The sequence below is a fragment of the Brevundimonas sp. genome, assembly GCF_051858995.1.
Classification (GTDB): domain Bacteria; phylum Pseudomonadota; class Alphaproteobacteria; order Caulobacterales; family Caulobacteraceae; genus Brevundimonas.
In genome coordinates this window covers 1-25,827 of record NZ_JBHYGN010000011.1, presented here as the reverse complement: position 1 = coordinate 25,827, position 25,827 = coordinate 1, and the positions used below count along the sequence as shown (strand labels likewise).

The 25,827-nt window shown below is 67.9% G+C and carries 24 protein-coding genes; 16 read left to right on the top strand and 8 right to left on the bottom strand.

Annotated elements, in window-relative coordinates:
- Positions 1-7 precede the first annotated feature (7 nt).
- From ACTIEF_RS12370 to ACTIEF_RS12360, 3 genes are all read left to right on the top strand, one after another.
- Entirely contained in the window at positions 8-523 is a 516-nt protein-coding gene (locus tag ACTIEF_RS12370) for a hypothetical protein (protein WP_439472447.1), read from the top strand.
- 56 nt (positions 524-579) lie between these two features.
- Positions 580-1,215 carry a BA14K family protein gene (locus ACTIEF_RS12365; RefSeq protein ID WP_439472446.1) on the top strand — a complete coding sequence of 212 codons (636 nt, stop codon included), beginning with the start codon at positions 580-582 and terminating at the stop codon, positions 1,213-1,215.
- A gap of 129 nt (positions 1,216-1,344) precedes the next feature.
- The gene (locus ACTIEF_RS12360; RefSeq protein ID WP_439472445.1) at positions 1,345-1,542 is read left to right on the top strand and encodes a hypothetical protein; all 198 of its coding nucleotides are present in this window, start codon (positions 1,345-1,347) and stop codon (positions 1,540-1,542) included.
- Positions 1,543-1,685: 143 nt separating this feature from the next.
- Here ACTIEF_RS12360 and ACTIEF_RS12355 read toward each other — a convergent pair whose 3' ends face one another.
- The 3 genes from ACTIEF_RS12355 to rplU form a co-directional block, all read right to left on the bottom strand.
- The gene (locus ACTIEF_RS12355; protein ID WP_439472444.1) at positions 1,686-2,219 is read right to left on the bottom strand and encodes a GNAT family N-acetyltransferase; all 534 of its coding nucleotides are present in this window, start codon (positions 2,217-2,219) and stop codon (positions 1,686-1,688) included.
- A gap of 165 nt (positions 2,220-2,384) precedes the next feature.
- Complete coding sequence (gene rpmA, locus ACTIEF_RS12350) at positions 2,385-2,672, bottom strand: 50S ribosomal protein L27 (RefSeq protein WP_376859056.1); 288 nt, start codon at positions 2,670-2,672, stop codon at positions 2,385-2,387.
- 90 nt (positions 2,673-2,762) lie between these two features.
- Positions 2,763-3,266, bottom strand: coding sequence for a 50S ribosomal protein L21 (gene rplU, locus ACTIEF_RS12345; RefSeq protein WP_439472443.1), 504 nt, complete (start codon positions 3,264-3,266; stop codon positions 2,763-2,765).
- 302 nt (positions 3,267-3,568) lie between these two features.
- Between rplU and ACTIEF_RS12340 the strand changes: the two genes are divergently transcribed.
- A complete protein-coding gene (locus ACTIEF_RS12340; protein ID WP_439472442.1) occupies positions 3,569-8,590 on the top strand; it encodes a beta strand repeat-containing protein in 5,022 nt (1,673 codons plus the stop codon).
- 86 nt (positions 8,591-8,676) lie between these two features.
- Positions 8,677-9,336 (top strand): hypothetical protein, encoded by a 660-nt coding sequence (locus tag ACTIEF_RS12335; protein ID WP_439472441.1) that lies wholly within the window; start codon positions 8,677-8,679, stop codon positions 9,334-9,336.
- A 75-nt stretch (positions 9,337-9,411) separates the two neighbouring features.
- Here the strand turns inward: ACTIEF_RS12335 and ACTIEF_RS12330 are convergent, their stop codons facing one another.
- Positions 9,412-9,552 (bottom strand): hypothetical protein, encoded by a 141-nt coding sequence (locus ACTIEF_RS12330; RefSeq protein ID WP_439472440.1) that lies wholly within the window; start codon positions 9,550-9,552, stop codon positions 9,412-9,414.
- Between the two features lie 6 nt (positions 9,553-9,558).
- Here ACTIEF_RS12330 and ACTIEF_RS12325 point away from each other — a divergent pair, with 6 nt between their 5' ends.
- Positions 9,559-10,416, top strand: coding sequence for a cation diffusion facilitator family transporter (locus ACTIEF_RS12325; protein ID WP_439472439.1), 858 nt, complete (start codon positions 9,559-9,561; stop codon positions 10,414-10,416).
- Here the strand turns inward: ACTIEF_RS12325 and ACTIEF_RS12320 are convergent.
- Positions 10,413-11,366, bottom strand: coding sequence for a DUF5995 family protein (locus ACTIEF_RS12320; RefSeq protein WP_439472438.1), 954 nt, complete (start codon positions 11,364-11,366; stop codon positions 10,413-10,415). The genes ACTIEF_RS12325 and ACTIEF_RS12320 overlap by 4 nt on opposite strands.
- Positions 11,367-11,394: 28 nt before the next feature.
- Complete coding sequence (locus ACTIEF_RS12315; protein WP_439472437.1) at positions 11,395-12,339, bottom strand: aspartyl protease family protein; 945 nt, start codon at positions 12,337-12,339, stop codon at positions 11,395-11,397.
- 80 nt (positions 12,340-12,419) lie between these two features.
- On the opposite strand from ACTIEF_RS12315, the gene ACTIEF_RS12310 reads away from it, so the two are divergent.
- The 8 genes from ACTIEF_RS12310 to ACTIEF_RS12275 all read left to right on the top strand — a co-directional run bounded on the left by ACTIEF_RS12310 (position 12,420) and on the right by ACTIEF_RS12275 (position 21,868).
- A complete protein-coding gene (locus ACTIEF_RS12310) occupies positions 12,420-13,517 on the top strand; it encodes a CobW family GTP-binding protein (RefSeq protein WP_439472436.1) in 1,098 nt (365 codons plus the stop codon).
- A 74-nt stretch (positions 13,518-13,591) separates the two neighbouring features.
- Positions 13,592-14,557, top strand: coding sequence for a WD40 repeat domain-containing protein (locus ACTIEF_RS12305; protein WP_439472435.1), 966 nt, complete (start codon positions 13,592-13,594; stop codon positions 14,555-14,557).
- A 253-nt stretch (positions 14,558-14,810) separates the two neighbouring features.
- On the top strand, positions 14,811-14,945 hold the full coding sequence (locus tag ACTIEF_RS12300) for a hypothetical protein (RefSeq protein WP_439472434.1): 135 nt from the start codon (positions 14,811-14,813) through the stop codon (positions 14,943-14,945).
- Entirely contained in the window at positions 14,930-15,349 is a 420-nt protein-coding gene (locus ACTIEF_RS12295; protein WP_439472433.1) for a TadE/TadG family type IV pilus assembly protein, read from the top strand. The genes ACTIEF_RS12300 and ACTIEF_RS12295 overlap by 16 nt, the downstream gene beginning before the upstream one ends.
- On the top strand, positions 15,346-16,962 hold the full coding sequence (locus ACTIEF_RS12290; protein WP_439472432.1) for a TadG family pilus assembly protein: 1,617 nt from the start codon (positions 15,346-15,348) through the stop codon (positions 16,960-16,962). Before ACTIEF_RS12295 ends, ACTIEF_RS12290 begins: the two co-directional genes overlap by 4 nt.
- Before the next feature lie 45 nt (positions 16,963-17,007).
- Positions 17,008-17,712 carry a monofunctional biosynthetic peptidoglycan transglycosylase gene (mtgA, locus tag ACTIEF_RS12285; protein WP_439472671.1) on the top strand — a complete coding sequence of 235 codons (705 nt, stop codon included), beginning with the start codon at positions 17,008-17,010 and terminating at the stop codon, positions 17,710-17,712.
- Between the two features lie 121 nt (positions 17,713-17,833).
- Positions 17,834-19,729: a M2 family metallopeptidase gene (locus ACTIEF_RS12280; RefSeq protein ID WP_439472431.1), complete on the top strand. Its 1,896-nt coding sequence runs from the start codon at positions 17,834-17,836 to the stop codon at positions 19,727-19,729.
- 141 nt (positions 19,730-19,870) lie between these two features.
- The gene (locus ACTIEF_RS12275) at positions 19,871-21,868 is read left to right on the top strand and encodes a pilus assembly protein TadG-related protein (protein ID WP_439472430.1); all 1,998 of its coding nucleotides are present in this window, start codon (positions 19,871-19,873) and stop codon (positions 21,866-21,868) included.
- 279 nt (positions 21,869-22,147) lie between these two features.
- On the opposite strand, the gene ACTIEF_RS12270 is transcribed toward ACTIEF_RS12275, so the two are convergent.
- On the bottom strand, positions 22,148-23,059 hold the full coding sequence (locus tag ACTIEF_RS12270) for an isopenicillin N synthase family dioxygenase (protein ID WP_439472670.1): 912 nt from the start codon (positions 23,057-23,059) through the stop codon (positions 22,148-22,150).
- Positions 23,060-23,282: 223 nt separating this feature from the next.
- Between ACTIEF_RS12270 and ACTIEF_RS12265 the strand changes: the two genes are divergently transcribed.
- Together ACTIEF_RS12265 and ACTIEF_RS12260 are read left to right on the top strand one after the other, a co-directional pair.
- Positions 23,283-23,957: an OmpA family protein gene (locus tag ACTIEF_RS12265; protein ID WP_439472429.1), complete on the top strand. Its 675-nt coding sequence runs from the start codon at positions 23,283-23,285 to the stop codon at positions 23,955-23,957.
- Positions 23,958-24,211: 254 nt separating this feature from the next.
- Complete coding sequence (locus ACTIEF_RS12260; RefSeq protein ID WP_439472428.1) at positions 24,212-24,382, top strand: hypothetical protein; 171 nt, start codon at positions 24,212-24,214, stop codon at positions 24,380-24,382.
- Between the two features lie 12 nt (positions 24,383-24,394).
- Here ACTIEF_RS12260 and ACTIEF_RS12255 read toward each other — a convergent pair whose 3' ends face one another.
- Positions 24,395-25,699, bottom strand: coding sequence for a UDP-glucose dehydrogenase family protein (locus ACTIEF_RS12255; protein WP_439472427.1), 1,305 nt, complete (start codon positions 25,697-25,699; stop codon positions 24,395-24,397).
- Positions 25,700-25,827 lie beyond the last annotated feature (128 nt).

The window sequence follows — 25,827 nt, the reverse complement described above, 5'->3', positions numbered from 1 at the left end:
AGAGCCTATGTCTATCGTCCGGTCGCTTCTGACCCTCGCCGCCGTCACCACCGCCGCAGCCGTTCTGGCCGGCTGTGAGACCGTGCCCATGGGGGCGACCGGCCCGTCAGGCCCCGCCCCCTTCAACGCCGCCGACTTCGGCTGGTCCTCCGCCCAGGGCCGCGGCGCCATCGAGGGCCGCGTCGACTACCGCCGCGACGGCCAGGCCTTCGCCTGCACCGGCTCGGTCGCCCTGACGCCCGACACCCCCTACACCCGCGCCCGCTTCCGCACCCTGTACGGCTCGACCGACCGCGCCGCGATCCCGGAAGCCATCGTGCGCGCCCGCACCGTGGCCGACCCGAATGCCGACTACCGCTCGTTCGTGCGCTCGGCGACCTGCCGGGACGGCGCGTTCGATTTCGTCGGCCTGCCCGCCGGCGGCTGGTTCATCATCGCCCCGGTCAGCGCGGGCGGAGACCGCGTGGTGCTGATGCGCCGCGTGGACATCCGTAACGGACGGATCGCCGTCACCCTGCCCTGAGGACCAGTAAAGCCCCTGTTCGAGGCCGCGTATCGGGCCGCTCCGGAGAATTAACCATGCGAGCCTCCCTTCTGATCGCCGCGGCCGGACTGGCCCTGATCGCCGCCCCCGCCGCCGCCCAGTCGTGGAACGACGGCTATGGCTATGAGTACGGAAACAGCGGCTATGCCGGGGGTTATGACCCGCAGCCGTCGCGGTACTACACGCCGCGCTGGCGCTCGAACGCCGTGCCGTCGAACTTTGACTGGCGCAGCCAGCTGGACCGACCGGGCGACTATCGCTGCGACCGGTTCTGGGACGCGAGCCGGGATGACTGCGGCGACCGCTGGCGCGACCAGCGGCGCCGGGTCAGCCCGCAGGCCCGCCGCGACTATCGCGAACTGGCGGGCTATCGGTATGGCGACGGCTATGGCTACAGCCGGTATGGCCACGGGTATCGCTACGGCGGCTATCCGCGCCGGGGCTACGGCTCGGCCTACTACGGCCATGGTTCCGGCGGGACGACCTATGAAGGCGCCTACGGGCGCCCGGACGTGGTCTACCCGGGCGGCGGCTATGGCGGCTACCACGGCGGCTATCAGGGTGGGCGCGACGTCCGGCGGATCGACTGGTGCCGGGCGACCTACCGGTCCTACGATCCGGCCAGCGGCTACTACCGCGCCTACAGCGGACAACTGGTCTGGTGCGGCTAAGCTTCTGAAAGTCGGACATTGTTCGTCCGATCACGGATGTGTGGGTGATCGGCGTTCGCCATTTTTTCGCCTGTTCCCGCCCGCTTCGCTCGCTCTTCGCCCGACAGGGGCGCGGTCGAGGGGAGCGTCATGTCCCAGCACAACATCTCGGGCTCCGAAGTTTTCGGGCCGAAGCCTTTCGTCATCCTGCGCGGCGTGAAGTCGAGCGGCCTGCGGCGGCGTCGCAGCGCGCGCATGCTCGGGGCCTTTATCGCGGGGGCCGTCGTGACGCTGATCGGCGGCGCGGTGGCCGTGGCGGCGATGGTGGGGCCAAATCTGTTCGGCTGACGCCGAACAGATTTGTTTTCTCCTGGGCCGCGGTCCGAAGGCTCCGCCTTCTCGACCCACGCGGCCTGGCGCTTCGCGCGGACTGATCAAATCGTCATCCGGAGCGGCGTCCTTCTCCCCTTGAGGGAGAAGGAACACTCCAATCAAGCCAGCCACACCATCCGGCGTGTCCGCGCATCCTCGCCCCGCGCGCGGCTGAAGCCCTGACGGACTTCGCCCGTGTAGAGGAAGCCGGCCTTTTCCAGGACGCGACCCGAGGCCGGGTTGTCGTCGAAATGACCCGCCACCAGGGCGCGACGACGCCAGTTGCGGCTGGCCCAGGCGACGCCCGCTTCCAGCGCCTCGGTGGCGTAGCCCCGGCCCCAGAAGGGGCGGCCGATCCAGTAGCCGACCTCGGGGCCGACGTCGCCGTCCTCGAAAATGCCCAGGACGCCGACGGGGCCGTGATCCTCGTGCTCGATCAGGAAGGTGCGGGCCCTGGCCGGATCCTGGCCCTGCACGTTCAGAACGAAGGCCTCGGCGTCATGGGTCGAGAAGGGATGCGGCATACGCAGGGTCATGCGCGCGATGTCGGCGTCATTGGCCAGGGCGGCCAGACGGGTGACGTCCTGGGCCTGCGGGGCGCGCAGGGCCAGACGCCGCGTCTCGACGACGGGGGAGGGTTCGATCACGCACATGACACGCCTCATTCGCAATCCACCGCCTCCTTGGAGGGCTCGGGCGGTGTTCGAGGCGGGGAAACGAAAAAGGGAGCCTGGTGATCCAGACTCCCCGCGGAATATTTCCCTTGGTCCGGATCGGGGCCCTTGGGCCGACGCGATCCGGGGATGTTCCGTTTCGCGTTACTCGGCGGCCGCGGCCTGCTGGGCGTCGTCGTTGGCGGCGAGAATCGACACGTAACAACGGCCACCACGTTTGGTGGTGAATTTCACAGCGCCGTTGGTGAGCGCGAACAGGGTGTGGTCGCGGCCCATGCCCATGTTGTCACCCGGATGGAAGGTGGTGCCGCGCTGACGCACGATGATATTGCCGGCCAGCACGCGCTCGCCGCCGAACTTCTTCACGCCGAGGCGCTTCGACTCGGAGTCGCGACCGTTGCGCGACGAACCGCCGGATTTCTTGTGAGCCATCGTAACTCTCTTCGGTTTGCACCCGGCGCCCTCGGGCGCCCGGTACGTTCATTCTAGCACAGTCGCGCCCGGAAGGCGCGGTCGGATGTCTTAGGCTTCTTCGGTCGAAGCGGCGGCGGCCTTCTTGGCCGGGGCCTTCTTCGCAGCCGGAGCCTTGGCGGCCTTGGCCGGCTTGGCTTCTTCAGCGGCGGCTTCGACGCGCGGGGCCAGGCCACGGGCGCGCGCGTTCATCTCGGCCTTGGTCAGGACCTGAGCGGTGCCTTCCCACTTGGCCTTTTCGCCGGCGCCTTCGATGCCGGTGATGCGCAGGACCGATTCCATCTGGCGGTGGCCGTTGGTGCGGCGGTAGCCCTGACGACGGATCTTCTTGAAGATCTTGATCTTCTCACCCTTGCGGGTTTCGACCAGGGTCGCGGCGACCGAAGCGCCTTCGATCAGCGGGGCGCCGAGGGTGATGCCCTTGTCGCCGCCCAGCATCAGCACTTCACCGAAGTTGACGGTCGCGCCGGCGTCGCCGTCGAGCTTCTCGACAACGATCACGTCGCCCGGCTGAACCCGGTACTGTTTTCCGCCGGTCTTGATCACCGCGTACATGTTGAAGCCTCAGCGTAAACGCAAAAAGAATAGCGCCCGCGGGGACCCCCGGCGGGCGAAGAGCGGCGACATATACGGAAGGGGTCCCCGGAGTCAACGCGGACGGGGAAAAAACCCGCCCCGCCCGGCGGCGCGCGAAATGGCGGGCGACGCAAGGCGCGCGGCGAAGAGGCATAGTGTCACCCGGCCACCGCCGGAAGCCGCATTGCCTTATCCGGGCCGGTAAGATTTACATAACGACAATCGTCAAGCGCGCACCGGGTGGGTCGGACGCGCATGACCTGTACAGGGGGATCAACGTCATGCCGGTCACGTTCAGCGCCAGCTCCACCAGCACCTTCCCGTCGCCGGCCGCCGGTGGGCGGATGACCTTCATCGACGCCGACGGCGATGGCGATGAAGACATCCTGTACCAGACCGGCGCCAACGGTTCGGCCTGGGCCTACGCCCGATCCAACGGGGACGGCACCTACACCCTTCTGGCCCTGTCCGCCTCGCCGTTCGCAGGGCTGACGATCCCGGACGACCTCACCGGCTCCAGCTTCCATGTGCTGGACTATGACGGCGACGGGGACATGGACGTCTGGGGCGCCTCGCCCAACTTCTCGACCGGTTCCCTGTTCAGCAACAACGGCAACGGGACGTTCAGCGCAGTCAGCACGGCCGCCTTCCCGACCATCGGCGCCGGATCCCGCCTCATTACCGGCGATTTCGACAACGACGGGGATGACGACATCCTCTTGCAGACGAACGCCAACGGCTCCGCCTTCCAGTACGCCCGCTCCAACGGCGACGGCAGCTATACGGTGATGTCACAGGCCGCCTCCCCCTTCGCGGCGTTCACACTGACCGACAACACCGGCTACGCCCACCACGTCGGCGACTTCGACGGTGACGGCGACGACGACATCTGGATGGCGGTCAACGCCACGACCGGGACCTTCCTGCGCAATGACGGCGGCGGCGCTTTCAGCAGTATTTCCAGCGCCACCTTCCCCGCGCCGCTGGCCGCCTCGCGTGTCGTGGTCGGCGACTTTGACAGCGATGGCGATGACGACATCCTGTACCAGACCGCGGGCAACGGCAGCGCGCACCAGTATGCCCGGTCCAACGGCGACGGCACCTTTACCATCCTGAGTCAGGCCGACTCGCCCTTCGCGGGCCTGACCCTGCCGGATCAGTACGGGACCAGCTCCAACTACAGGGCCGCGGACGTCGATGGCGACGGCGATCAGGACCTGATGGTAGGCATTAACGCCACGACCGGCCAGGTTTTCCTGGCCAACGGCGCGCCGCCGCGCCTCGCGGCCTCGACCCCGTCGGACAACGGGAACGGCGTGGCCGTCGGCGCCAACCTGACGCTGACGTTCAGTGAGAGCGTCGCCAAGGGCAGCGGCAACATCTATATCTATCGCGGCGACGGCACCCTGATCGAGACGATCAGCGTCGGCTCGGCGCAGGTCACCGGCTCGGGCACGACCTGGACCGTGGATCCGTCCGTCACCCTGGCAGGCAACACCAACTATTATGTGCTGACCGACCGGGCGATCTTCCGCGACGCCGACAACTCGATCTTCTTCGGCATCACCAATCCCGCGACCCTGAACTTCACCACGGCGGCCTCGAACACCGCCCCGGTCATCTCCAACCTGAACGGCGACGGCGTCGGCTTCACCGAAGGCACGGCGGTCCGTCTGGATGTCGGCGGCAACGCCACGGTCGCGGACGCCGAGAGCGCCAATTTCGATACGGGCACGCTGACGGTGTCGATCACCGCCAACGGCCAGTCCGGGCAGGACGTGCTGGGCATCGCCAACATCGGCAACGGCGCTGGACAGATCGGCGTTTCGGGCAATGCCGTCTTCTACCAGGGCGTCCAGATCGGCGCCTTCACCGGCGGGACCGGCGGGGCCAATCTGGTCGTCACCTTCGACGCCGACGCCACCCCGGCGGCGGTGCAGGCGCTGGTGCGGGCCCTGACCTACAACAACACCTCGGACGCGCCGAACACGGCGACCCGCACGGTGACCATCGTCCTGACCGACGGTGATGGCGGCACCAGCTCGACCCAGACCACCAGCGTCACGGTCACCGCCGCCAACGACCCGCACACCGGCGGCGCCGCGATCACCGGCACGACGGCCGAGGACGGCGTCCTGACCGCCGTCTCGACCCTGGCGGACGCCGACGGCATCGGGACCCTGCACTATCAGTGGCAGCGCGACAGCGGTTCGGGCTTCGTCAACGTCGGGGCCGATCAGGCGACCTACACTTTGGGCGACGCCGATGTCGGCGCCTCGGTCCGGGTGGTGATCTATTACACCGACGCCGGCGGCACGGTGGAGAGCGCGACCTCGACCGGCACCACCGCCATCACGGCCGTCAATGACCCGCACACCGGAACCGTCGTCATCACCGGCACGCAGACCGAGGATCAGGTCCTGACCGCCGACACCTCGGGCCTGGCCGACGTCGATGGTCTGGGCACGATGCATTTCGACTGGCAGCGGGACACCGGCTCGGGCTTCGTCTCCATCGGCGCGGCGGATCAAGGGACCTACACCCTCGGCGACGCCGACGTGGGCGCTTCGATCCGCGTGGTGGTGACCTATACCGACGGACAGGGCTTCTCGGAGTCCTCGACCAGCACCGGCACCGGCGCCATCGCCAACATCAACGACGCGCCGACCCTGTCACTTACGGGAGGAACCCCGACCTTCACCGAGGACGGTTCGGCCGTGGGCCTGTTCTCGGGCGCGAGCGTGACCAATCCGGAGGCCGGACAGGAACTGACCCTGACCCTGCGGGTCAGCGGGGTCTCGGACGGCGGTAACGAGCAACTCGTCCTGTCGGGCGTTCCGATCAATCTGGTCTCAGGCAGCCCCTTCATCCAGCCCGCCCCCGGCGGCGCGGTGATGATGCAGGTGACCGCCGCGGGCAGCGGGGCGTTCGACGTCGTCATCGTGGGCATCAGCTCGAACAGCCACGCCCAGCAGATTCTGAACGCGATCACCTATCAGAACACCAGCCAGAACCCGACGACCGGCGATCGGACGGTCACCGTGGTCTCGATCAACGACAACGGCGGCGGAACCAACTCCAGCACGGTCAACGTCAGCACCACGGTCACCGTGGCCGCGACCGACGATGCGCCCGTGGCCGTGGATGACGCCAACAACGTTCTGGAGACCGGCACGGTCTCGGGCTCGGTGTTCGGCAACGACACCGACGTGGACGGGCCTGCCCTGTCGGTGGCGGCGGTCAACGGCTCGGCCGGGTCGGTGGGGACGCAGATCACCCTGCCCTCGGGCGCCCTGCTGACGCTGAACGCGGACGGCACCTACGACTACGATCCCAACGGCGCCTTCCAGTATGTGCCGGGGCCGTCCTCGGGCTCGCCCAACCAGACGGCGACGGACACCTTCACCTACACCCTGACCAACGGCGGCACGGCGACGGTGACCATCACCATCACCGGTGAGGACTCCGAGGGCGATCTCGTCACCGGCGGCGCCGGTCCGGACGTGCTGACGGCGGGCGACGGCGACGACACCCTGGTCGGCAGCGCGGGCAACGACACCCTGAACGGCGGCGACGGAACCGACACCGCCGACTACAGCGGCGCCTCGGGCGGCGTGCGGGTGCGGCTGAACCACAACGACGCCATCAATGACGGCGAAGGCGGCTCGGACACCCTGAGCAGCATCGAGAACGTCACCGGCTCGGCCTTCGACGACGTGCTGGCGGGCGCGGGCGGGGCCAACGTCCTGAGCGGCGGCGCGGGCTATGACGTGCTGATCGGTCTGGGCGGCAATGACGTCCTGTACGGCGGCTCGGGCGCCGCCAACGAAATGTACGGCGGCGAAGGCGACGACATCTACTACGTCGACGCCCAGGACACCGTCGTGGAGGGCGTGAACCAGGGCTATGACGAGGTCCGCACCACGCGCTCGACCCTGACGCTGGCGGCCAATGTCGAGGCGCTGACCTATGTCGGCGGCGGCAGCTTCACCGGCATCGGCAATGCGCTGGACAACGTCCTGACGGGCGGCGCGGGCAGTGACATCCTGCGCGGCGCGGCCGGCAACGACACCCTGAACGGCGGCGGCGGCAGCGATACGGCGGATTATCTAACCGCCGCAGGCGCCGTGACCGCCAACCTGACCAGCGGCACGGCCAGCGACGGCGACGGCGGGACCGACACCTTCAACAGCATCGAGAACCTGCGCGGTTCAGCCTTCAACGACGTGCTGTACGGCGACGCCCAGGCCAACACCCTGGACGGCAGCAACGGCGACGACACCCTGGTCGGGCGCGGCGGCAACGATATCCTGCGCGGCGGCGCGGGCATCGACACCGCCGACTACAGCGACTCGACCTCGGGCATCGTCGCGCGGCTGAGCACCGGCGTGATCAACGACGGCGAGGGCGGCACTGACTTCGTGGTCTCGATCGAGAATGTGGTCGGCGGCGACTTCAACGACGTCATCATCGCCTTCGCCGGGGACAATGTCCTGTCGGGCGGGCTGGGCTATGACGTGCTGATCGGCGGCGAAGGCAATGACACCCTGCGCGGCGGAACCGGCGTGGCCAACGAACTGTACGGCGGTCTCGGCGACGACATCTATGTGGTGGACGCCTATGACACCATCATCGAACTGGCCGACGAAGGGATCGACACGATCCAGACCTCGCTGAACAACTACTTCCTGGCGGCCAACGTCGAGAACATGACCTTCACCGGGACCGGCAATTTCGCCGGCGCGGGCAATGCCCTGGCCAATGTGATCACCGGCGGCGACAGCAGCGACACCCTGACCGGCGGGGGCGGCAACGATACCCTGAACGGCGGGCTGGGCCGCGACATCGCGGTCGTGTCGGGCGCCAGCATGGAGTACACGATCGAGTATCTGGGCGGGACCCAGTACCGCATCACCGACACCGTCAACGGCCGCGACGGCGTCGACATCCTGAACGGGATCGAGGAAGTCCGCTTCGGCAACGGCATCACCGTCATCCTGAACGGCGGCGTCACCGCCCCAGCCCTGACCGACAAGGAGATGGGCGCCGCCCAGATCCTGCCGGCCCTGGCGGATGAGACCTTCGGCGGCGACCAGCCTCTGGTCCTGCCGGGACTGGCCGACGAAGACTTCTTCCCGCTGAAGGACTTCGATGGTCCACAGGTCCTGCCGGACGCTTTCGACGCCGTGGCGGAATGGACAGCCTCGCCCCCGAGCGCCCTGGTCCATGGCCAGCTGGTCACCTTCGTGGACGAGCTGTTCGTCGGCAGCCACGCCCCGGGCCACGACGACTGGATGATGTAAGGCCCCCTGACCGTTCGAACCGGCGGCGCGCAAAAAATGCGCCGCCGGGCTCGACCGTTATAAAGTAACACGCTACAGGACGAGCAATGTCGCCGTCCGATCTTGAGCACCCCCTCCTGCTGTCCCTGCTGGGCACCGGCTTCGCGACGGCCTTCCTGCACGCCGCCCTGCCGACCCACTGGCTGCCGTTCGTGCTGGTCGGCCGGGCGCAGCGCTGGAGCCTGCCTCAGGTGCTGGGCGCGGTGGGCGCGGCCGGTCTGGCCCATATCTCCACCACGGCGGTCGTCGGCGGCCTGATCGTCATCGCCGGACTGGCGCTGGACCAGTGGATCGCGGGCCTGCTGCCGCACATCGCGGCGGTGCTGCTGTTCCTGTTCGGCGCCTTCTATCTGGCGCGGGCCACCCTGCGACGTCCGCGTCTGGCGGGCGGGCCGGAGATGGACCTGCCCGAGCCCAGCGTGTCCCACGCCGCCGCCTTCTGGGGGCTTGTGGCCATGATGGCTGTCTCTCCGGGCGAGGTGCTGCTGCCCATCTATCTGTCGCAGGCGACCGAGGGGCTGCTGGTCCTGGCCGCCCTGACCCTGACCTTCGCGGCGGGGACGGTGGCCGGGATGGCGGCCTTCACCCTGCTGGCCCGGGCGGGCTGGTCCGTGCTGCGGCTGGAGCGCTGGGCGCGATACGAAAGCGCGGTGCTGGGCGTGGCCCTGATCGGCATCGGCCTGCTGGTGGCCTTCCACCAGCACTGATCCGCCGGTGAAAGGTTATATATTTACATTCAAGGACTTAGATCACGCCCGCATTGACGGTGGGCACGGCGAGGCCTAGGGACGGCCATGGCCCACGACCACGCACACGATCACGGCGACCACGACCACTCCCATGGTCACGATCACGGCCATGATCACGGGCACGACCATGATCACGACCACAGCCACAGCCATGGCTTCGGCGGTCACCATCATGGGCCGGTGGACACCGGCGACTGGCGCTATGCGGTCGGGCTGATCGTCAACCTGGCCTTCGTCGCGGTCGAGTTCGGGGCCGGCATCATCAGCGGCTCGACCGCCCTGATGGCTGACGCGGGGCACAATCTGTCAGATGTGCTGGGACTGGCCATGGCGGGGGGCGCGGCCTGGCTGGCGCGGCGCACGGCGGTCGCGGCCAAGACCTACGGCTACGGCAAGGCGACGGTGCTGGCCGCCCTGTTCAACGCCCTGCTGCTGATCTTCGCCTGCGGCGCCATCGCCTTCGAGGCCTTCCGCCGCTTCGCCGAACCGGCGCCGGTGGGCTCGACCACCATCATGATCGTCGCGGGCATCGGCTTCGTGATCAATCTGGGCACCGCCCTGCTGTTCATGAAGGACCAGCACAAGGACCTGAACGTGCGCGGCGCCTATCTGCACATGATGGCCGACGCGGCGGTGTCGATCGGCGTGGTCATCGCCGGCGGGGCGATCCTGCTGACCGGCTGGTCGATCATCGATCCCATCGTCAGCGTGCTGATCGTGGTGGTGATCATGCTGGGGACGTGGGGTCTGCTGAAGGACTCGGTCAATCTGGCGCTGGACGCCGCCCCGCGCGGAGTGGATGTCGGCGCCATCCGCGCCGCCTTCCTGGCCCTGCCGGGAGTGAAGGCGGTGCACGACCTGCACGTCTGGGGCCTGTCGACCACCGAGACCGCCCTGACGGCCCATCTGGTGCATGATCGGACGGATGCCGACGCCCTGCTGATCGAGGCCCAGACGCTGGCCCGGAAACGCTTTGAAATCGGCCACACCACCCTGCAGCTGGAAAACGGCGCCCTGCCCGACTGCCCGAACTGCTAGTCGGCGCGGCGCGGGCCGTCGTCATCCGACCGACGCCCCTCGATGTCTTCGAGAGCGGGCAAACCGAGCAGGGAGCGCCTCCGTTTGCGGCGGCTGCGGAAATCGTCCGGCGTATTGACCGCAATCCGGAGATACTCGCTCGCCAGCCGCCCCCACAGGTCCACAAAGTCCTCCAACTGCTGGTCTTCCTGCCGCTTCCGAGACCATGCCGCGCCGAGGAGCAATACGACCACCGCCGCCACAACGCCTGTAACGACAGACTGGGCCAACCCGAGACTCGTTACCGACAGGCCGGCCAACGCCGGGCTGAGCCAGACGGCGCCTTCCGGCGAGCGGTAATTGAAGGTCCGCCAGAGAAAGACATCGGAGGCGTCAGCGAGGGCAGCCTCTATCGCTTCGGCCATCTTCGCCTCCCGCAGCGCCCGCTTTGTCCTGGTCGCCAGCACTTCGGCATGGATCCAGGCCCCCTGCCGCAACGAATGGACCCAGAGCGAGGCCGCCTTGAACATTCCTGGCGTCACCAGCCAGGACACGGCGCTCGGCCAGCCGACAAGCTTGTGCGAGCGGAACGTTCTGGCGAGTTGATCGGGAAAGACTGTCTCCAGCTCGACAAAGAATATCCGTCCGGCCCGATCCTTGTTTGGCCCCGTTCCCCACCACCCCGTGCCGGGCCAGTTGTCAGCCATCGCGCGAGGAAGATCATAACCGATGTGCAGATAGGCCCCGGCGACCAGCCACATGGCCTTCGAGCGGAGCCTCACCCATCGGCGTCGGTAGGGGGCGAGCTCTATCGCGGTTTCCCAGCGATCACGCTCTTTCGCAAAGGCGACGATCAGCGCCTGCAGCCAGTCCTGGTCAGGAGGGACGAGCCGATCTCGCGCGTGCGCCTGCATGGTCGCGGTGACCGATGCGTAGACCCCGTCGAACGGGTCCAAGTGTTTCTTGTCCATCGGCACGCCCCCCAGGACGAAACATCCTTTACCTGGTCACTGACCGCAACCCTGCATTATCCCGCTCACCGGCGGGCGGGACGGTCAGGCGGCCGGCGGGATAGTCCACGACCACCACGCCGAAGGGTCGGAACGCAGCGTTGCCGATGAAGCCGACGGCCTCCGGTCGCGCGAAATAGCCCTGGGGCGGCTGGATGATCAGACGGGGCTGGTCCCAATGCAGGTCGCCGAGCCGGAAGTCCGTGGCCAGATGCACCGGAAGGCGAAGCTGCCCGCCCGTTCCGCTGCCGCCCAAGACCTGCACCGGCACGCCCGCGCCGCGTCCGTCGAGGACGGCGGAGAATTGGGGCTCGGACAGGTTGACCCAGAGATGCGGGCTGTCGAACAGGCCCGCGCCGGAATCGTAGCGCAGGGCGACCGGGCGGCCGTCCACCTCGCCCTCGACACGAGGGATGCCGTTGTCATTGCTCATGGCCACGCCGCGCCCGCAGGCCGCCGCCGTGCGCGAGGCCTCGCTTTCTGAGGCGATGGCCAGACGCCCGCGCTCGAAATCGAAGACCAGGACCGAGCGCCCGAAGGCGTCGGAGCCAAGGATGCCCGCCACCGGCTCGCCGTTGGGCCCGGCCAGACCGGACAGGTCCGACACCGTCGGCGACAGGGGCATGGACAGGGCGCCGAGGGTGAAGCGCGGAATGGTGGTGGACGCGGCCTGAACCACGCCCGCCGTGCCCTCGACCGTGGTCGCGCCCTCGTCCGGCAGGCCGAGCGCGGTCGCCGCCCCGCGGTCCAGCGCCGAGCGGTTGGCGCCGGTGTCGATCAGGAACCACCGCCCCTGCCCGTCGCCGAGATCCGCCTTCGCCCAGCCGACCTGGGCGACATAGGCGGCCTCGACCGAACCGGCGGCGCGCAGCTGTTCGAACGCGGCCGAGCAGGCCGGATCGGGAGCAGTCAGGGCGAGCAGGAGGGACAACATGGGGTGATGACGCGCCCTTCCCCGACATCAGACAAGTTAAGTCTCTTTCATCCGGGCCATGCGGCGCCTAGATGTGCGCCATGACCGACACCGCCTCCGCAAACGCCAAGATCCCCGTCACCGTGCTCACCGGCTATCTCGGCGCGGGCAAGACCACCCTGCTGAACCGCATCCTCACCGAGGACCACGGCAAGCGGTATGCCGTCATCGTCAATGAGTTCGGCGAAATCGGCATCGACAACGATCTGGTGGTCGGGGCGGATGAAGACGTGTTCGAGATGAACAACGGCTGCGTCTGCTGCACGGTGCGCGGCGACCTGATCCGCGTGGTCGCGGGCCTGATGAAACGCCAGCGTCCGGGCAAGCCCGCCTTTGACGCCATCATCGTCGAGACGACCGGCCTGGCCGACCCCGGCCCGGTGGCCCAGACCTTCTTCGTGGACGACGAGGTCAAGGCCAAGACCCAGCTGGACAGCGTCACGGCCCTGGTCGACGCCAAGCATGTGATGGCGCGTCTGGATGACTCCAAGGAGGCGCGCGAGCAGGTGGCCTTCGCCGACCGCATCATCCTGAACAAGGTCGATCTGGTCTCGGGCGAGGAACTGGCCGAGGTCGAGCGCCGCCTGCGCGCGCTAAACCCGCTGGCCCCGATCACCCGCGCCGAGCGCTCGAACGTGCCGCTGGATCAGGTGCTCGGCGTGCACGGCTTCGATCTGGAGCGGATCACCGAGGTGCGCCCCGACTTCGTCAATCCGCCACACGGCGCCGACGGCCATGTGCACGACGAACACTGTGGTCATGATCACGACCACGCGCATCACGACCATGATCATTCCCATGATCACGCGCATGACCACGGTCCTCGGGGTCATGCCCACCAGGACGATATCAAGGGCATAGCCCTGTCGCTGGACCGCCCGCTGGACGGCCAGAAGTTCACCAAGTGGCTGGACGAACTGCTGGGTTCGCAGGGTCAGAACATCCTGCGCGCCAAGGGTATCATCGAGGTGGCCGGCGAGGATCGTCGTCTGGTCTTCCAGGCCGTGCACATGATCCTGGAGGGCGACCTGCAGAAGCCGTGGGGCGACAAGGAACGCCGCTGGAGCCGCGCCGTCTTCATCGGCCGTGATCTGGACGAAGCCGCCCTGCGCGCCGGGTTCGAGGCCTGCGCGGCCTGAGGCGGCTATTGGAACGCAACGCCGCAGGGGGCATACGCCTCGACTGACTTCACGATCGCCCCCAAGGCCGCCGCATGACCAGCTTCCAGTTTGACGCCCAGCCGACCGCCGCCCTGTTCGACAAGGACGGCGCGATCTTCGCCCTCGGCGACGGGGCGGTGCGGTTCGAGGATGGGACCTTCAGCATCGCCCACGACGGCGCCATCCTGTGCGCCTGCCTGCACCCGTCGGGCGAAGGCGTCGTGACCGGCGGCGACGACGGGCGGGTGATCTGGCACCGCAAGGGCGAGGCCGGGCTGCTGGCCACCGCAAAGGGCGCGTGGATCGACTCCATCGACGCCTCGGCTGAGAGCGGGCTGATCGCCTTCTCGGCGGGCAAGACCCTCTCGGTCATCGACGCGAAGGACGCGACCTTCCGCCGGGACTTCGCGCATGAGCGGACCGTCTCGGGCGTGGCCTTCGAGCCCAAGGGTCGGCGGATCGCAACCTCGACCTATGGCGGCGCGGCGCTGTGGTTCGCGCGAATCGCCGACCAGAAGCCGACGATGCTGAAGTGGGCGGGATCGCACACCAGCGTCGCCTTCTCGCCGGACGGGGCCTTCGTCATCACCGCCATGCAGGACAACCAGCTGCACGGCTGGCGGATCAAGGACCAGAAGAACCTGCGCATGGGCGGCTATCCCGGCAAGGTGAAGTCGGTCAGCTTCCTGTCCGGCGGCCAGCTGATGGCCACCTCGGGCGCGCAGGGCGTGGTGCTGTGGCCCTTCGTCGGCGCCAATGGCCCGATGGGGCGTGAGGCGACCGAGATCGGCTATGACGAGAACAGCCTGATCGCCCTGGTGGCCTCGACGCCGAAATCCGGCCTGCTGGCCGCGGGCCTGACCGACGGTCGGGTGTGGCTGGCCGATCCGGCGGGCCAGGGACTCAACTTCCTCAAGGCCGAGAAGGGCGCCCCCATCGTCGCCCTGGCGATGAGCAGGGACTCGCGTCGCGTGGCCTGGGCGGATGAAGACGGCCAGGCGGGCGTCTCGGAAACCTGATTCCTGATCAGGGAAAAAACTACCATGCCCGGCGGGAATCCGGCGTGCGTTTACGCGCGGTGAGCGGTCAAGCCAGTGGGAAATCACCCTTTTTCCGAGCAATGAATTATCACGCTCGTTTAGAGTGTATTAGGCAACACGGCGTTATTTTAGCTCCATGTCGCAAGCCGCCAAACCCGTTCCTGGCTTCCTGGGACTTGAAGTCCCGCCCCGCTCCGAGGCGTCCGCGCCCGCGCGGGCGAAACCGGTCGCCATGGAGGATCTCTCTCCCGAGGAATGGCGGATCATTGCGCTGGCCGAATGCCCGAAGACCCGGCGGACCATGGCCGAGAGCATCCTCAAATCCACGCCCGGCGCCGGAAAGGCGCCCCTATGGCGCGCCCGCTAAAACGACCCTTCCTGACCTGCACGCGCGGCGGCGCCGCGGTTGAGTTCGCCATATTGGCGCCCGCCCTGCTGGCGCTGGTGGCCGGCGGCGTCTTCTACAGTCGCTGGTTCACCGTGGCTTCCCAGACCCAGAACCTAGCCAGCGACGGCGCCCGCGCCGCCGTGGCGGGGCTGAACGACGCCGAACGGCTGACCATCGTCACCAATATGATGACCGGGGCCGTGACCCGCGTGCCCGTCGAGAAGGGCGCGACCCGGACCTGGCGGGCATGGCGCGACGGCGACCTGTACGCGGTGTCGGTGACCACCACCCTGCCCGACTACGATCTGGCCAAGGTGATCCCGATGCCCGACCGCAATGTGACCCGGCAGGCGATCGTCGTCATTCCGCAGGCCGCGGGATGAAGGGGCTGCTGAAACGCCTGCTGCGCGACCAGCGCGGCGGGGTGGGCGCCCTGTCGGTGCTGGTGTCGGTGCTGGTCATCACCGGGACCGCCGCCACCATCGACGCGGCCTCGGTGGAGTTCCGCGCCCGCGCCCTGCAGGGGCTGGCCGACACCGCCGCCGTCTCGGCCGCCGGCAATCTGGCCACCGCAGAGACCACGGTCCGGCGCGTGCTGACGCTGAAGCAGTCGGGCGCCAGCGTGCGGCAGGTGGCGCTGGGCGAATACCGGGGACAGGCCGATGTGCCCGTCGCCGACCGCTTCAATCCCGACGGCGCCATGCCCGACGCCGTCCGGGTGGTGCTGCGCGAGGACGTGCCCCTGTTCTTCGGCTCGATGCTGGGCATCGGCTCGGTGCGGGTCGAGAAGTCCGCCGTGGCCATCCGCCCGGCCCGCGACGCCGCCGCCTTCTCCATCGGCTCGCGCCTGCTGAGCCTGGACCCGCCCATCGTCAACGCCCTGCTGACCCAGCTGATCGGTCGTGAGATCCAGCTGACCGCCGTCTCGTACGACAGCCTGCTGACCTCCAGCCTCGATGTGGATGACCTTCTGAACGATCTGGGCGAGACCCTGTCCGAGGACGACCGCGAGGAACTGCTGACCCGCAGCCTGTCGACCCGCAAGCTGGTGGACGCGCTGGCGCGTGGCACCACCGGTCAGGCCAATGTCGCGTTGAAGAGCCTCTCTGCCTCCATCGGCACCGCGCCGGATCGCAACCTGCGGCTCAACTCCCTGATCAGCGTCGCGCCGGGGGTGAAGGGCGACATCAACGCCAAGGTGCCGGTGTGGGACCTGTTGAACGCCGCGCTGGGCGAGGCGGCGGGGCCGCAGACGATCGAACTGAACGCCAAGGTCGACGCGCCCGTCACCGCCACCGTGCGGCTGGCCGTCGGCGAGCGGGAGCAGAAATCGCCCTGGCTGACCGTGGCCCGCGACGGCACCACCGTGGTGCGCACGGCGCAGGTGCGGCTGCATGTGGACATCACCACCGCCAACCTGGCCGGTCTGGGCCGGGTCCATCTGCCGGTCTATGCCGAGGTGGCCAGCGGCAAGGCGGCCCTGACGTCCATCGACTGTCAGACCGATTCCTTCACCGTCACGGCCCGCTCGGGCATCGCCAGCGTGGCGCTGGGCGAGATCACCTCGACACGCCTGTCCGACTTCTCGCGTGACGCCGAGCTGACCCCCGCGGCCGTGCTGGACACCGCTGCGCTGAAGGTGCGCGGCGCCGCCCGAATCAATGTCGGCGACTCCGGCGACATGAGGCTGAAATTCACCCGGGACGACATCAACGGGCTGAAGGCCCAGACCATCGGGTCCAGGAGCATCCTCGGTTCGACCCTGACCAGTCTGGTGGCCAACGCCCAGCTGGATATCCAGCTGCTGGGACTGGGCCTGCCGGTCCCCGGCCTGCCCACGACCCTGCGCGACATCCTGGGCGAGATCGCAAAGCCGCTGGATACGGTGCTGGAGAGCGTGCTGAAGCTGGTCGGCGCCGGGATCGGCGAGGCCGATGTGCGCGCCGCCGGGCTGGAGTGCGGACACAGGGGGTCGCCGCCGGTGCTGGCCGCCTGACGCCTCTTGCACAGGTCCGTCGGACCGCCCAAACATCCGCCCATGATGGGGGCTCCCAAACGCAAGAAGGCGCGACCGATCCTGACCGTGGTCGGGGTCCTGGCCGTGCTCGTGTTCGGCGGGGTGGCCCTGTACCGGTTCGTGCCGCCGCCGCAGACCTGGCTGATGACCACCCGCCTGTTCCAGGGGGAGGGCCGTGACTATCGCTGGCGGTCGCTGAACGACATCTCGCCCCGGCTGGTGGATGCGGTGATCGCGTCCGAGGACGCGACCTTCTGCGCCCACAGCGGCTTTGACATGAAGGCCATCGAGAAGGCGCTGCAGAACAACGCCCGGACCGAGAAGCGCGGGCGCGGACGCATCCGGGGCGGCTCGACCATCAGCCAGCAGACCGCCAAGAACGTCTTCCTGTGGCCGGGCCGGGACTGGGTCCGCAAGGGGCTGGAGGCCGGCTACACGGTCCTGATCGAGACGACCTGGGGCAAGCGCCGGATCATGGAAGTCTATCTGAACGTCGCCGAATGGGGGCCGGGCGTGTACGGCGCCGAGGCCGCCGCCCGGCACTGGTACGGCAAGAGCGCCGCCGACCTGACCGCGCGCGAGGCCGCCCGGCTGGCGGCCATCCTGCCCTCCCCGCGCCGCTACAAGGCGGCCGAGCCCGGCCCCTATGTCCGTCGCCGCGCCTCGCGGATTCAGGCCGCCATGGGCACGGTCAGGAACGACGGGCTGAACGCCTGCGTGACCGGTTAGTCGTCCGGATCCGTCGCTTCGTCGCGAACGGGCGCCATCCGGGAACCGCCCCGCTTGACGTTATGGCTCCGCTCCGGTCCCTTGCCGCCCAAGCGCGGCGGGAGGCCGCGAGGAGGATCCCATGAAGCGTTCCCTGATGACCGCGACCGCCGTCTGCGCGCTCGCGCTGGGCGTCGCCGCCTGCGCCAGCATCGGCGACGGCTATTTCGACACCCGGTCCGAGGCGCCGGCCGGCCAGTTCCAGGTGCGCCCGCTGACCAGCGGCGAGATCGTCAACGCCGCCCCCACCGCCGCCGAGGCCGCCAACTTCGTCGCTGACGCCGAGCGCCAGCTGGCCGAGCTGAACGAGGAGGCCGCGCGCATCCAGTGGACGCGGGCCACCAACATCACCTTCGACACCATGTGGCTCGAGAGCAAGATCAACGCCGAGGTCACCGAGGTGCAGGTGCGGCTGGCCGGCCAGGCCGCACGCTTCAACGACGTGCAGGTCCCGGCCGACGTCCGCCGCAAGCTGAACCTGCTGCGCCTCGGTATCGTCCTGCCCGCCCCGGCGCGCGCGGGCGCGGCCAGCGAGCTGTCGGACATCACCACCCGTCTGGACTCCACCTACGCCACCGGCAAGTTCCAGTATCAGGGCCGCGAGATCACCCTGGACGAGGCGAACATCCTGATCGCCGAGAGCCGTGATCCGGCGCAGACCAAGGCCCTGTACGAAGGCTGGCGCACCATCTCGCCGGTCATGGCCCGCGACTATGCCCGCATGGTCGAGATCGCCAACGAAGGCAGCCGCGAGCTCGGCTTCGCCGACACCGGCGCCATGTGGCGCGCGGGCTATGACATGGACCCGGACGCCTTCGCCGCCGAGACCGACCGCCTGTGGGAACAGGTGAAGCCCTTCTATGTGAACCTGCACTGCTATGTGCGCGGCCGCCTGAACGCGAAGTATGGCGATGCGGTCCAGCCGGACCACGGCCCGATCCGCGCCGACCTGCTGGGCAATATGTGGTCGCAGCAGTGGGGGAACATCTACGACGTCGTGGCCCCGACCACCGGCGGCGCGTCGAGCTATGACCTGACCAACCTGCTGACCAGCCAGAACTATGACGCGACCCGCATGGTTCGCACGGGCGAGGGCTTCTACACCTCGCTGGGGCTCGAGGCCCTGCCCCAGACCTTCTGGGAGCGGTCGATGATTACCCGTCCGCGCGACCGCGAAGTGGTCTGCCACGCCTCGGCCTGGGACCTGGACAACCGTGACGACATCCGCATCAAGATGTGCACCCAGGTGAACGGCGACGACTTCTATACCGTCCACCACGAGCTGGGTCACAACTACTACCAACGCGCCTACAAGGATCAGCCCTTCCTGTTCAAGAACGGGGCGAACGACGGCTTCCACGAGGCCATCGGCGACTTCGTCGGCCTGTCGGCCCTGACGCCCACCTATCTGAACCAGATCGGCCTGCTGCAGACCACGCCGGGCGCGGAAGAGGACATCCCCTTCCTGCTCAAGATGGCGCTGGACAAGATCGCCTTCCTGCCGTTCGGCCTGATGGTCGACCGCTGGCGCTGGGGCGTGTTCTCGGGCGAGACCAGCCCGGCGGAGTACAACGACGCCTGGTCGGCCAATATGCTGAAGTATCAGGGTCTTGTCCCGCCGGGCGAGCGTCCGGCCAACGCCTTCGACCCGGGCGCCAAGTACCACATCCCGGGCAACACCCCGTACACCCGCTACTTCCTGGCCCACATCTACCAGTTCCAGTTCCAGCGCGCGGCCTGCAAGCAGGCGGGCTGGACCGGGCCGCTGCACCGCTGCTCGATCTACGGCAACAAGGAAGTCGGCGAGCGCTTCAACCGCATGCTGGAGATGGGCCAGTCGCGTCCGTGGCCGGAAGCGATGGAAGCCTTCACCGGCGAGCGCGGCAACGACGCCTCGGCGGTGGCCGACTACTTCGCCCCGCTGAACGCCTGGCTGACGGTCCAGAACCGCGGCAAGGACTGCGGCTGGGACGCCTGATCGCCGGACCTGACAGCAGCCCGGCGGTTCGTCGCCGCCGGGTTAACCGTCCGAAGTGAGCCTTCCCTTAACCGGAACCGGTCATGGTTACGGGACTGATTGCGGGCGCGTCATGCCCGTGACGAGGCGACGGGCGGGACGATGATGATCACCCACTGGCTTTCCGGGATCACGCGCGGCGCGCGGGCCTTCGTCCGCCGTCTGGCGAGCGAGACGCGCGGCAATGTCGCCATGATCTTCGGCCTGAGCGTACCGGTGCTGGTCCTGATGACCGTCGGGGGGGTTGATATCCACCGCGCCTCGACCGTGCGGGTGAACCTGCAGGATGCGCTGGACGCCGCCACCCTGGCCGCCGCCCGCTCGCCCTATACGGCCAACGCCGACATCCAGCGCGTCGGCTTGGCGGCGCTGAAGGCCAATCTGAAGGCCTATCCGGACATCATCCTGCGCGAGGCGGACACCAGCTTCGTGCTGCGCGATTCCGAGGTGGTCGTCGCCACCTCCAAGGTCGATGTGAAGACCCTGGTCGCCCACATCATCCTGCCGCCCTACGGCAAGTTCATGGACGAATACATCGCCGTCGGGGCCCACTCCGAGGTCAACCGTGCGACCAAGGACATAGAGGTGTCGCTGGTGCTGGACATCACCGGCTCAATGGCGGGCAACCGCCTGACCGACCTGCAGTCGGCGGCGAACGATCTGGTCGATCTGGTGGTGCAGGATAATCAGGCCATCAACCGCACCCGCATGGCCCTGGTCCCCTACTCCATGGGCGTCAACGCCGGGAGCTATCTGAACGACGTGCGCGGGGCCGCGCGCGGGGCCACCAACATCAGCGCCGCCGCCTGGATGGTGGCCAACAGCCAGAAGACGATCGGCGGGATCAGCCTGGCCAATACAGCGACCTTCTCGGTCTCGAACCACGGCTATTCAAACGGCGACTTCGTCTGGGTCAGCGGCGTCAGCGACGCCAACGAGTGGAACAAGAACGACCTCGCGGGGCAGCTGAACGGCCAGATCTTCAAGGTCGTGAAGATCGACAACAACAGCTTCTCGCTGCAGACGCTCGCCGGGGCGACCGTCAATACCTCGGGCCGCCAGACCTATACCGCCAACAGCGGGATCACCCGGCGCTGCCTGATCTCGACCTGCGAGGTGGTGGTGACGTCGAACAACCACGGCCTGTCGACGGGCGAGGATGTGCGCATCCTGAACGTCGGCGGCATGACCCAGCTGAACAGCCAGAACAACATCAGCCCGGCCACCGGCAGCGGTCAGCCCGCCTTCTATCGGACGATCACCAAACAGACAGACTCGACCTTCTCGGTGAACGGTATCGTGGGTCCCTCAGTGCCGGTCAGCAACTACACCTCCGGCGGGACGGTGCAGTGTCTGGAGTACGGTTGCCGGTACTTCCTGTTCACGAACAACGAGAACAATCTGCGCGTCTATGAGGCCTCGAACTGCGTCAGTGAGCGCGTGGGGTCGAACGCCTATACCGATGTGGCGCCGTCCACGACGCCGGTGGCCTTCTCGTACGTCGGGACCACCGACGTCGGCCAAGGCGGGTGCATGACCACCACCTTCACTCCCCTGACCACAAACCGGGGAACGCTTCACGACCGCATCAACGCCTACAAGGCAGAGGGCGGCACCGCGGGCCAGATCGGCGTGGGCTGGGGCTGGTACATGGTCTCGCCGACCTTCGCCTCCATCTTCCCGACCGAGAGCACGCCGGACCCGTATGGGACGCCGAACCTGCTGAAGGTCGTGATCATCATGACCGACGGCGAGTTCAACGCCGTCTACTACAACGGGGTGCGGGCGAGGGACTCGGGCAGCGGCGGCGGCTCGAACGAGCGCTGGATCAACCACAACTCCAACAACGGCAGCCCCTTCCTGCAGTCGGTCGAGATGTGCAAGGCGATGAAGGCCAAGGGCATCATCGTCTACACCGTCGGCTTCGATATCGCGGGCACCACCGACTACACCCCCAATGTGGTCGATACCGCCACCGAGGTCATGCAGGCCTGTGCCACCAACCCCAGCTACGTCTACCTGCCCCAGAACGGCACCTCGCTGAAAACCGCCTTCGCCGCGATCGGCCGGAGCATCAGCCAGCTGAGGATTTCGAAGTAGGGTAGCGGCTCCCAGCCGGGGGAGCCTTGTCATCCCGGAAGCGCCGCAGGCGCGATCCGGGATGCTGGGCGCTCCTCCCTACCCTCCCGGAAGACGCGGAGCGGCTATCCGGGAGACGGGCAGCCACGGAACGCTGCTCCCGGCTCATCGCTGCGCGATGTCCGGGAGGCGGACTAAAGGACTGGCGTCGCGTCCCGGGTCGTCGCTGCGCGCCGCCCGGGATGACAAGCGCCTCCTGTCCGGTTGGCCGAGGTCGCCCTTGTCGGCGGCGCAGGCCCCTTAGATCAGCCGGATTTCCTTCAGGCGCTGGGTCAGGAAGTCCTCGGCCATCAGGGGCTGGCCCTCGTAGCGGTCGGGATTTTCCGGCGTCACGGTGGACGGCAGGGTCTCGATCATGAAGTCCGGGTTGAAGTGCAGGAAGAAGGGCGTCGAGTAGCGGGCGAAGCTGGCCCGTTCCGGGGTCGGGTTGATCACCCGGTGGCTGGTCGACGGCAGGACGTGGTTGGTCAGGCGCTGCAGCATGTCGCCGATGTTGACCACCAGGGCGCCCGGAGGCGGAGCGACTTCCAGCCACTCGCCGTCAGCGTCCTTCAGCTGCAGGCCACGCTCTTCGGCCCCCAGCAGGAGGGTGATGACGTTGATGTCCTCGTGCGCCCCGGCGCGGACGCCCGCGGCGCCCGCGGCCACCGGCGGATAGTGCAGCATGCGCAGGATCGAATTGCCCAGTTGGACCTTGTCCTGGAAATAGTCGTCGCCGAGCTTCAGGTAGCGGGCGATGCCGCGCAGCACCTTGGCGCCCAGCTCATCCATGGCGACGAACATGGCGTAGACATGGTCGCGAAAGCCCTCGACCTCGGTCGGCCAGACATTGTCGCGCATGTATTTGCGGTAGGGGTGGCCCTCCGGCAGCTCGCGGCCGACGTGCCAGAACTCCTTCAGATCGACGGTGGCGGCGCCCTTGGCGGCCTCCACGCCGAACGGGGTCAGGCCGCGCGCGCCCCCGGCGCCCGGCTGGTGATACTGGCGCTTCACGTCTTCCGGCAGGGCGAAGAAGGCCTTGGCGTCCGCCAGGGCGTCGCCGATCACCTGCTCGTCCAGGCCGTGGTCCGCGATGACGGCGAAGCCGTAGCGCTTGAACGATCCGCCCAGGGCGTCGGCGAACGCCTGGAAGTCCTGATCGTACAGTTTCATCGAGACGGGCTCGAGGGCGCGGGTCTGGGGTGCGGTTTCGGTCACGTGGCGAGCCTTTGTCGAAGTCTGGCGATTTCCATACGCCCTGCGACACGACCTTGGCAAAGCGTGGGCGCGACGCGAGGGATGACAGACCCGGTTTGTTCAGCTTTGGTACAGGGAGGAACCTTGACCATAAGGCCGCGTTTCAGAGGCTGAGGCCTCATCGTCGAAAGGATCCAACATGCGCGCCAAGCTCTTCATCACCGGCGTCAGCATCGCCGCCCTTCTGGGCGCCGCCGCCTGCACCACCACCGACCCGTACAGCTCGACCCCGCGTCGCAACAACACCGGCACCGGCGTCATCGCCGGCGCGCTGGGCGGCGCCCTGCTGGGCTATCTGACCAACACCTCGAACTCCGAGGAAGGCCGCAAGAACGCCCTGATCGGCGCCGGCATCGGCGCCCTGGGCGGCGCCGCGGTCGGCCAGTACATGGACCGTCAGCAACGCGCGCTGGAAGCCGAACTGTCCGGCACCGGCGTGGGCGTGGCCCGTCAGGGCGACAACCTGATCCTGCGCATGCCGTCGGACGTGACCTTCGCCACCAACCAGTCGAGCATCGACTCGCGCTTCCTGGCCACGCTGGACGACGTCGCGCGCGTCCTGCAGCAGTATGACCAGTCGATGGTGGACGTCATCGGCCACACCGACTCCTCGGGCGGCGACGCCATCAACCAGCCGCTGTCCGAGCGCCGCGCCTCTTCGGTCGCCAGCTATCTGATCGACCGCGGCATCCTGCGCGAGCGTCTGTATGTGGCGGGCGTCAGCTCGCGCAATCCGATCGCCGACAACAGCACGACCCAGGGCCGCGCCCAGAACCGTCGCGTCGAGATCCTGATCCGCCCATTCCGCGGGTGATCTGACGGGCGGTGGCTAGTGGCTAGTGGCTAGTGGCTAGTGGCTGGTTTGCCACCCCTGCGAATATGGAAGAGGCCCCGGGGACACTCCGGGGCCTTTTCTCGTTCAGTGCGCCGGCTTGGGCCGCACCCGACCTTCACTATTCACTCGCCACCAGCCACTCGCCACTTTCTTCCCCCTCACACCGTTCCGTGACTTGCGAAGCACCGGCTCGGGATGCTGCATACGCACAGCGTTCGACTCGGGGGGGACGATTGCGTCCAGATCATCAGGAATTCGTCGACGGGCTGCGGCTCGCCACCATCGCGGTGATCGCGGCGGTGGTGTCGGCGACGGTGGTCATCGGCGCGGGACGCGCCTTCCTGCCCAAGCCCGATCCGGTCGCCGTGGCCCAGGCCCAGCTGATCCAGACCGTCTCCCGCTAGATCAGGCCCCGATCAGGCGCGACCGATCGAGGTGTAGCGGAAGCCGCGCGCCCGCATGTCGTCCGGGCGATAGACGTTGCGCAGATCGACCATGACCGGCTGCTTCAGCAGCAGCTTGATCCGGTCCAGGTCCAGGGCGCGGAACTGGTCCCACTCGGTCAGGATCACGACCACGTCGGCGCCCTCGACGGCGTCATAGGGGCCGTCCTTGAACACCACGCCGTCCAGCAGCTTGGCGGCCTCGTGCATGCCCTCGGGATCATAGGCCTGAACCGTGGCGCCCGCGGCCAGCAGGGCCGGAACCACGTCCAGCGACGGGGCGTCGCGCATGTCGTCGGTGTTCGGCTTGAAGGTGACGCCCAGCAGGGCGACGGTCTTGCCCTTCAGATCGCTGTCCAGCGCGGTCGCGACCCGGCCCGCCATGGCCTTCTTGCGGGCGTCGTTGACCTCGACCGTGGTCTCGATCAGGCGCACCGGCGTGCCCGCGTCCACAGCGGTGCGGACCAGGGCCAGGGTGTCCTTGGGGAAGCAGGACCCCCCGTAGCCGGGGCCCGCATGCAGGAATTTGGAGCCGATCCGGTTGTCCAGGCCGATGCCGCGCGCGACCTGCTGGACGTCGGCGCCGACGGCCTCGCACAGGTCCGCCATTTCGTTGATGAAGGTGATCTTCATCGCCAGGAAGGCGTTGGCCGCATATTTGATCAGCTCGGACGTGCGGCGGCCGGTGAACAGGATCGGCGTCTCATTGAGGTTCAGCGGGCGATACAGCTCGCGCATCACCTGCTGGGCGCGGGCGTCATCGGTGCCGACCACGACGCGGTCGGGGCGCTTGAAGTCCTCGATGGCCGCGCCTTCGCGCAGGAACTCGGGATTGGAGACGACGGCGAACTCGGCGTCCGGGCGGCGCTCGCGAATGATGCGCTCGATCTCGTCGCCGGTGCCGACCGGGACGGTCGACTTGGTCACCACGACGGTGAAGCCCTCGATGAGGCCCGCGATCTCTTCAGCGGCCGCATAGACGTAGGACAGGTCGGCATGGCCGTCGCCACGGCGCGAGGGGGTGCCCACGGCGATGAAGACGGCGTCGGCGCCGCGGATGGCCTCGGCGCCGTCCAAGGCGAAGAACAGGCGGCCGCCGCGCACGTTCGAGGCGACCAGATCATCCAGACCGGGCTCGAAGATCGGGATCTCGCCCTTCTCCAGCCGCTCGATCTTGGACGGGTCCTTGTCGACACAGGTCACCACGTGACCGAAGTCAGCGAAACAGGCCCCCGAGACCAGGCCCACATAGCCGGTTCCGATCATCGCCACGCGCATCTGGGTCCACCCCGTTCAGACAGGTCGTGGAGATAGCGAGCGGTCGCGGTTTTGACCACCCCGCTGACGAAACGTCACAAAAGCAAAACCGCCGGCCCTCTTTCGAGGACCGGCGGCTTCGTAGTCTT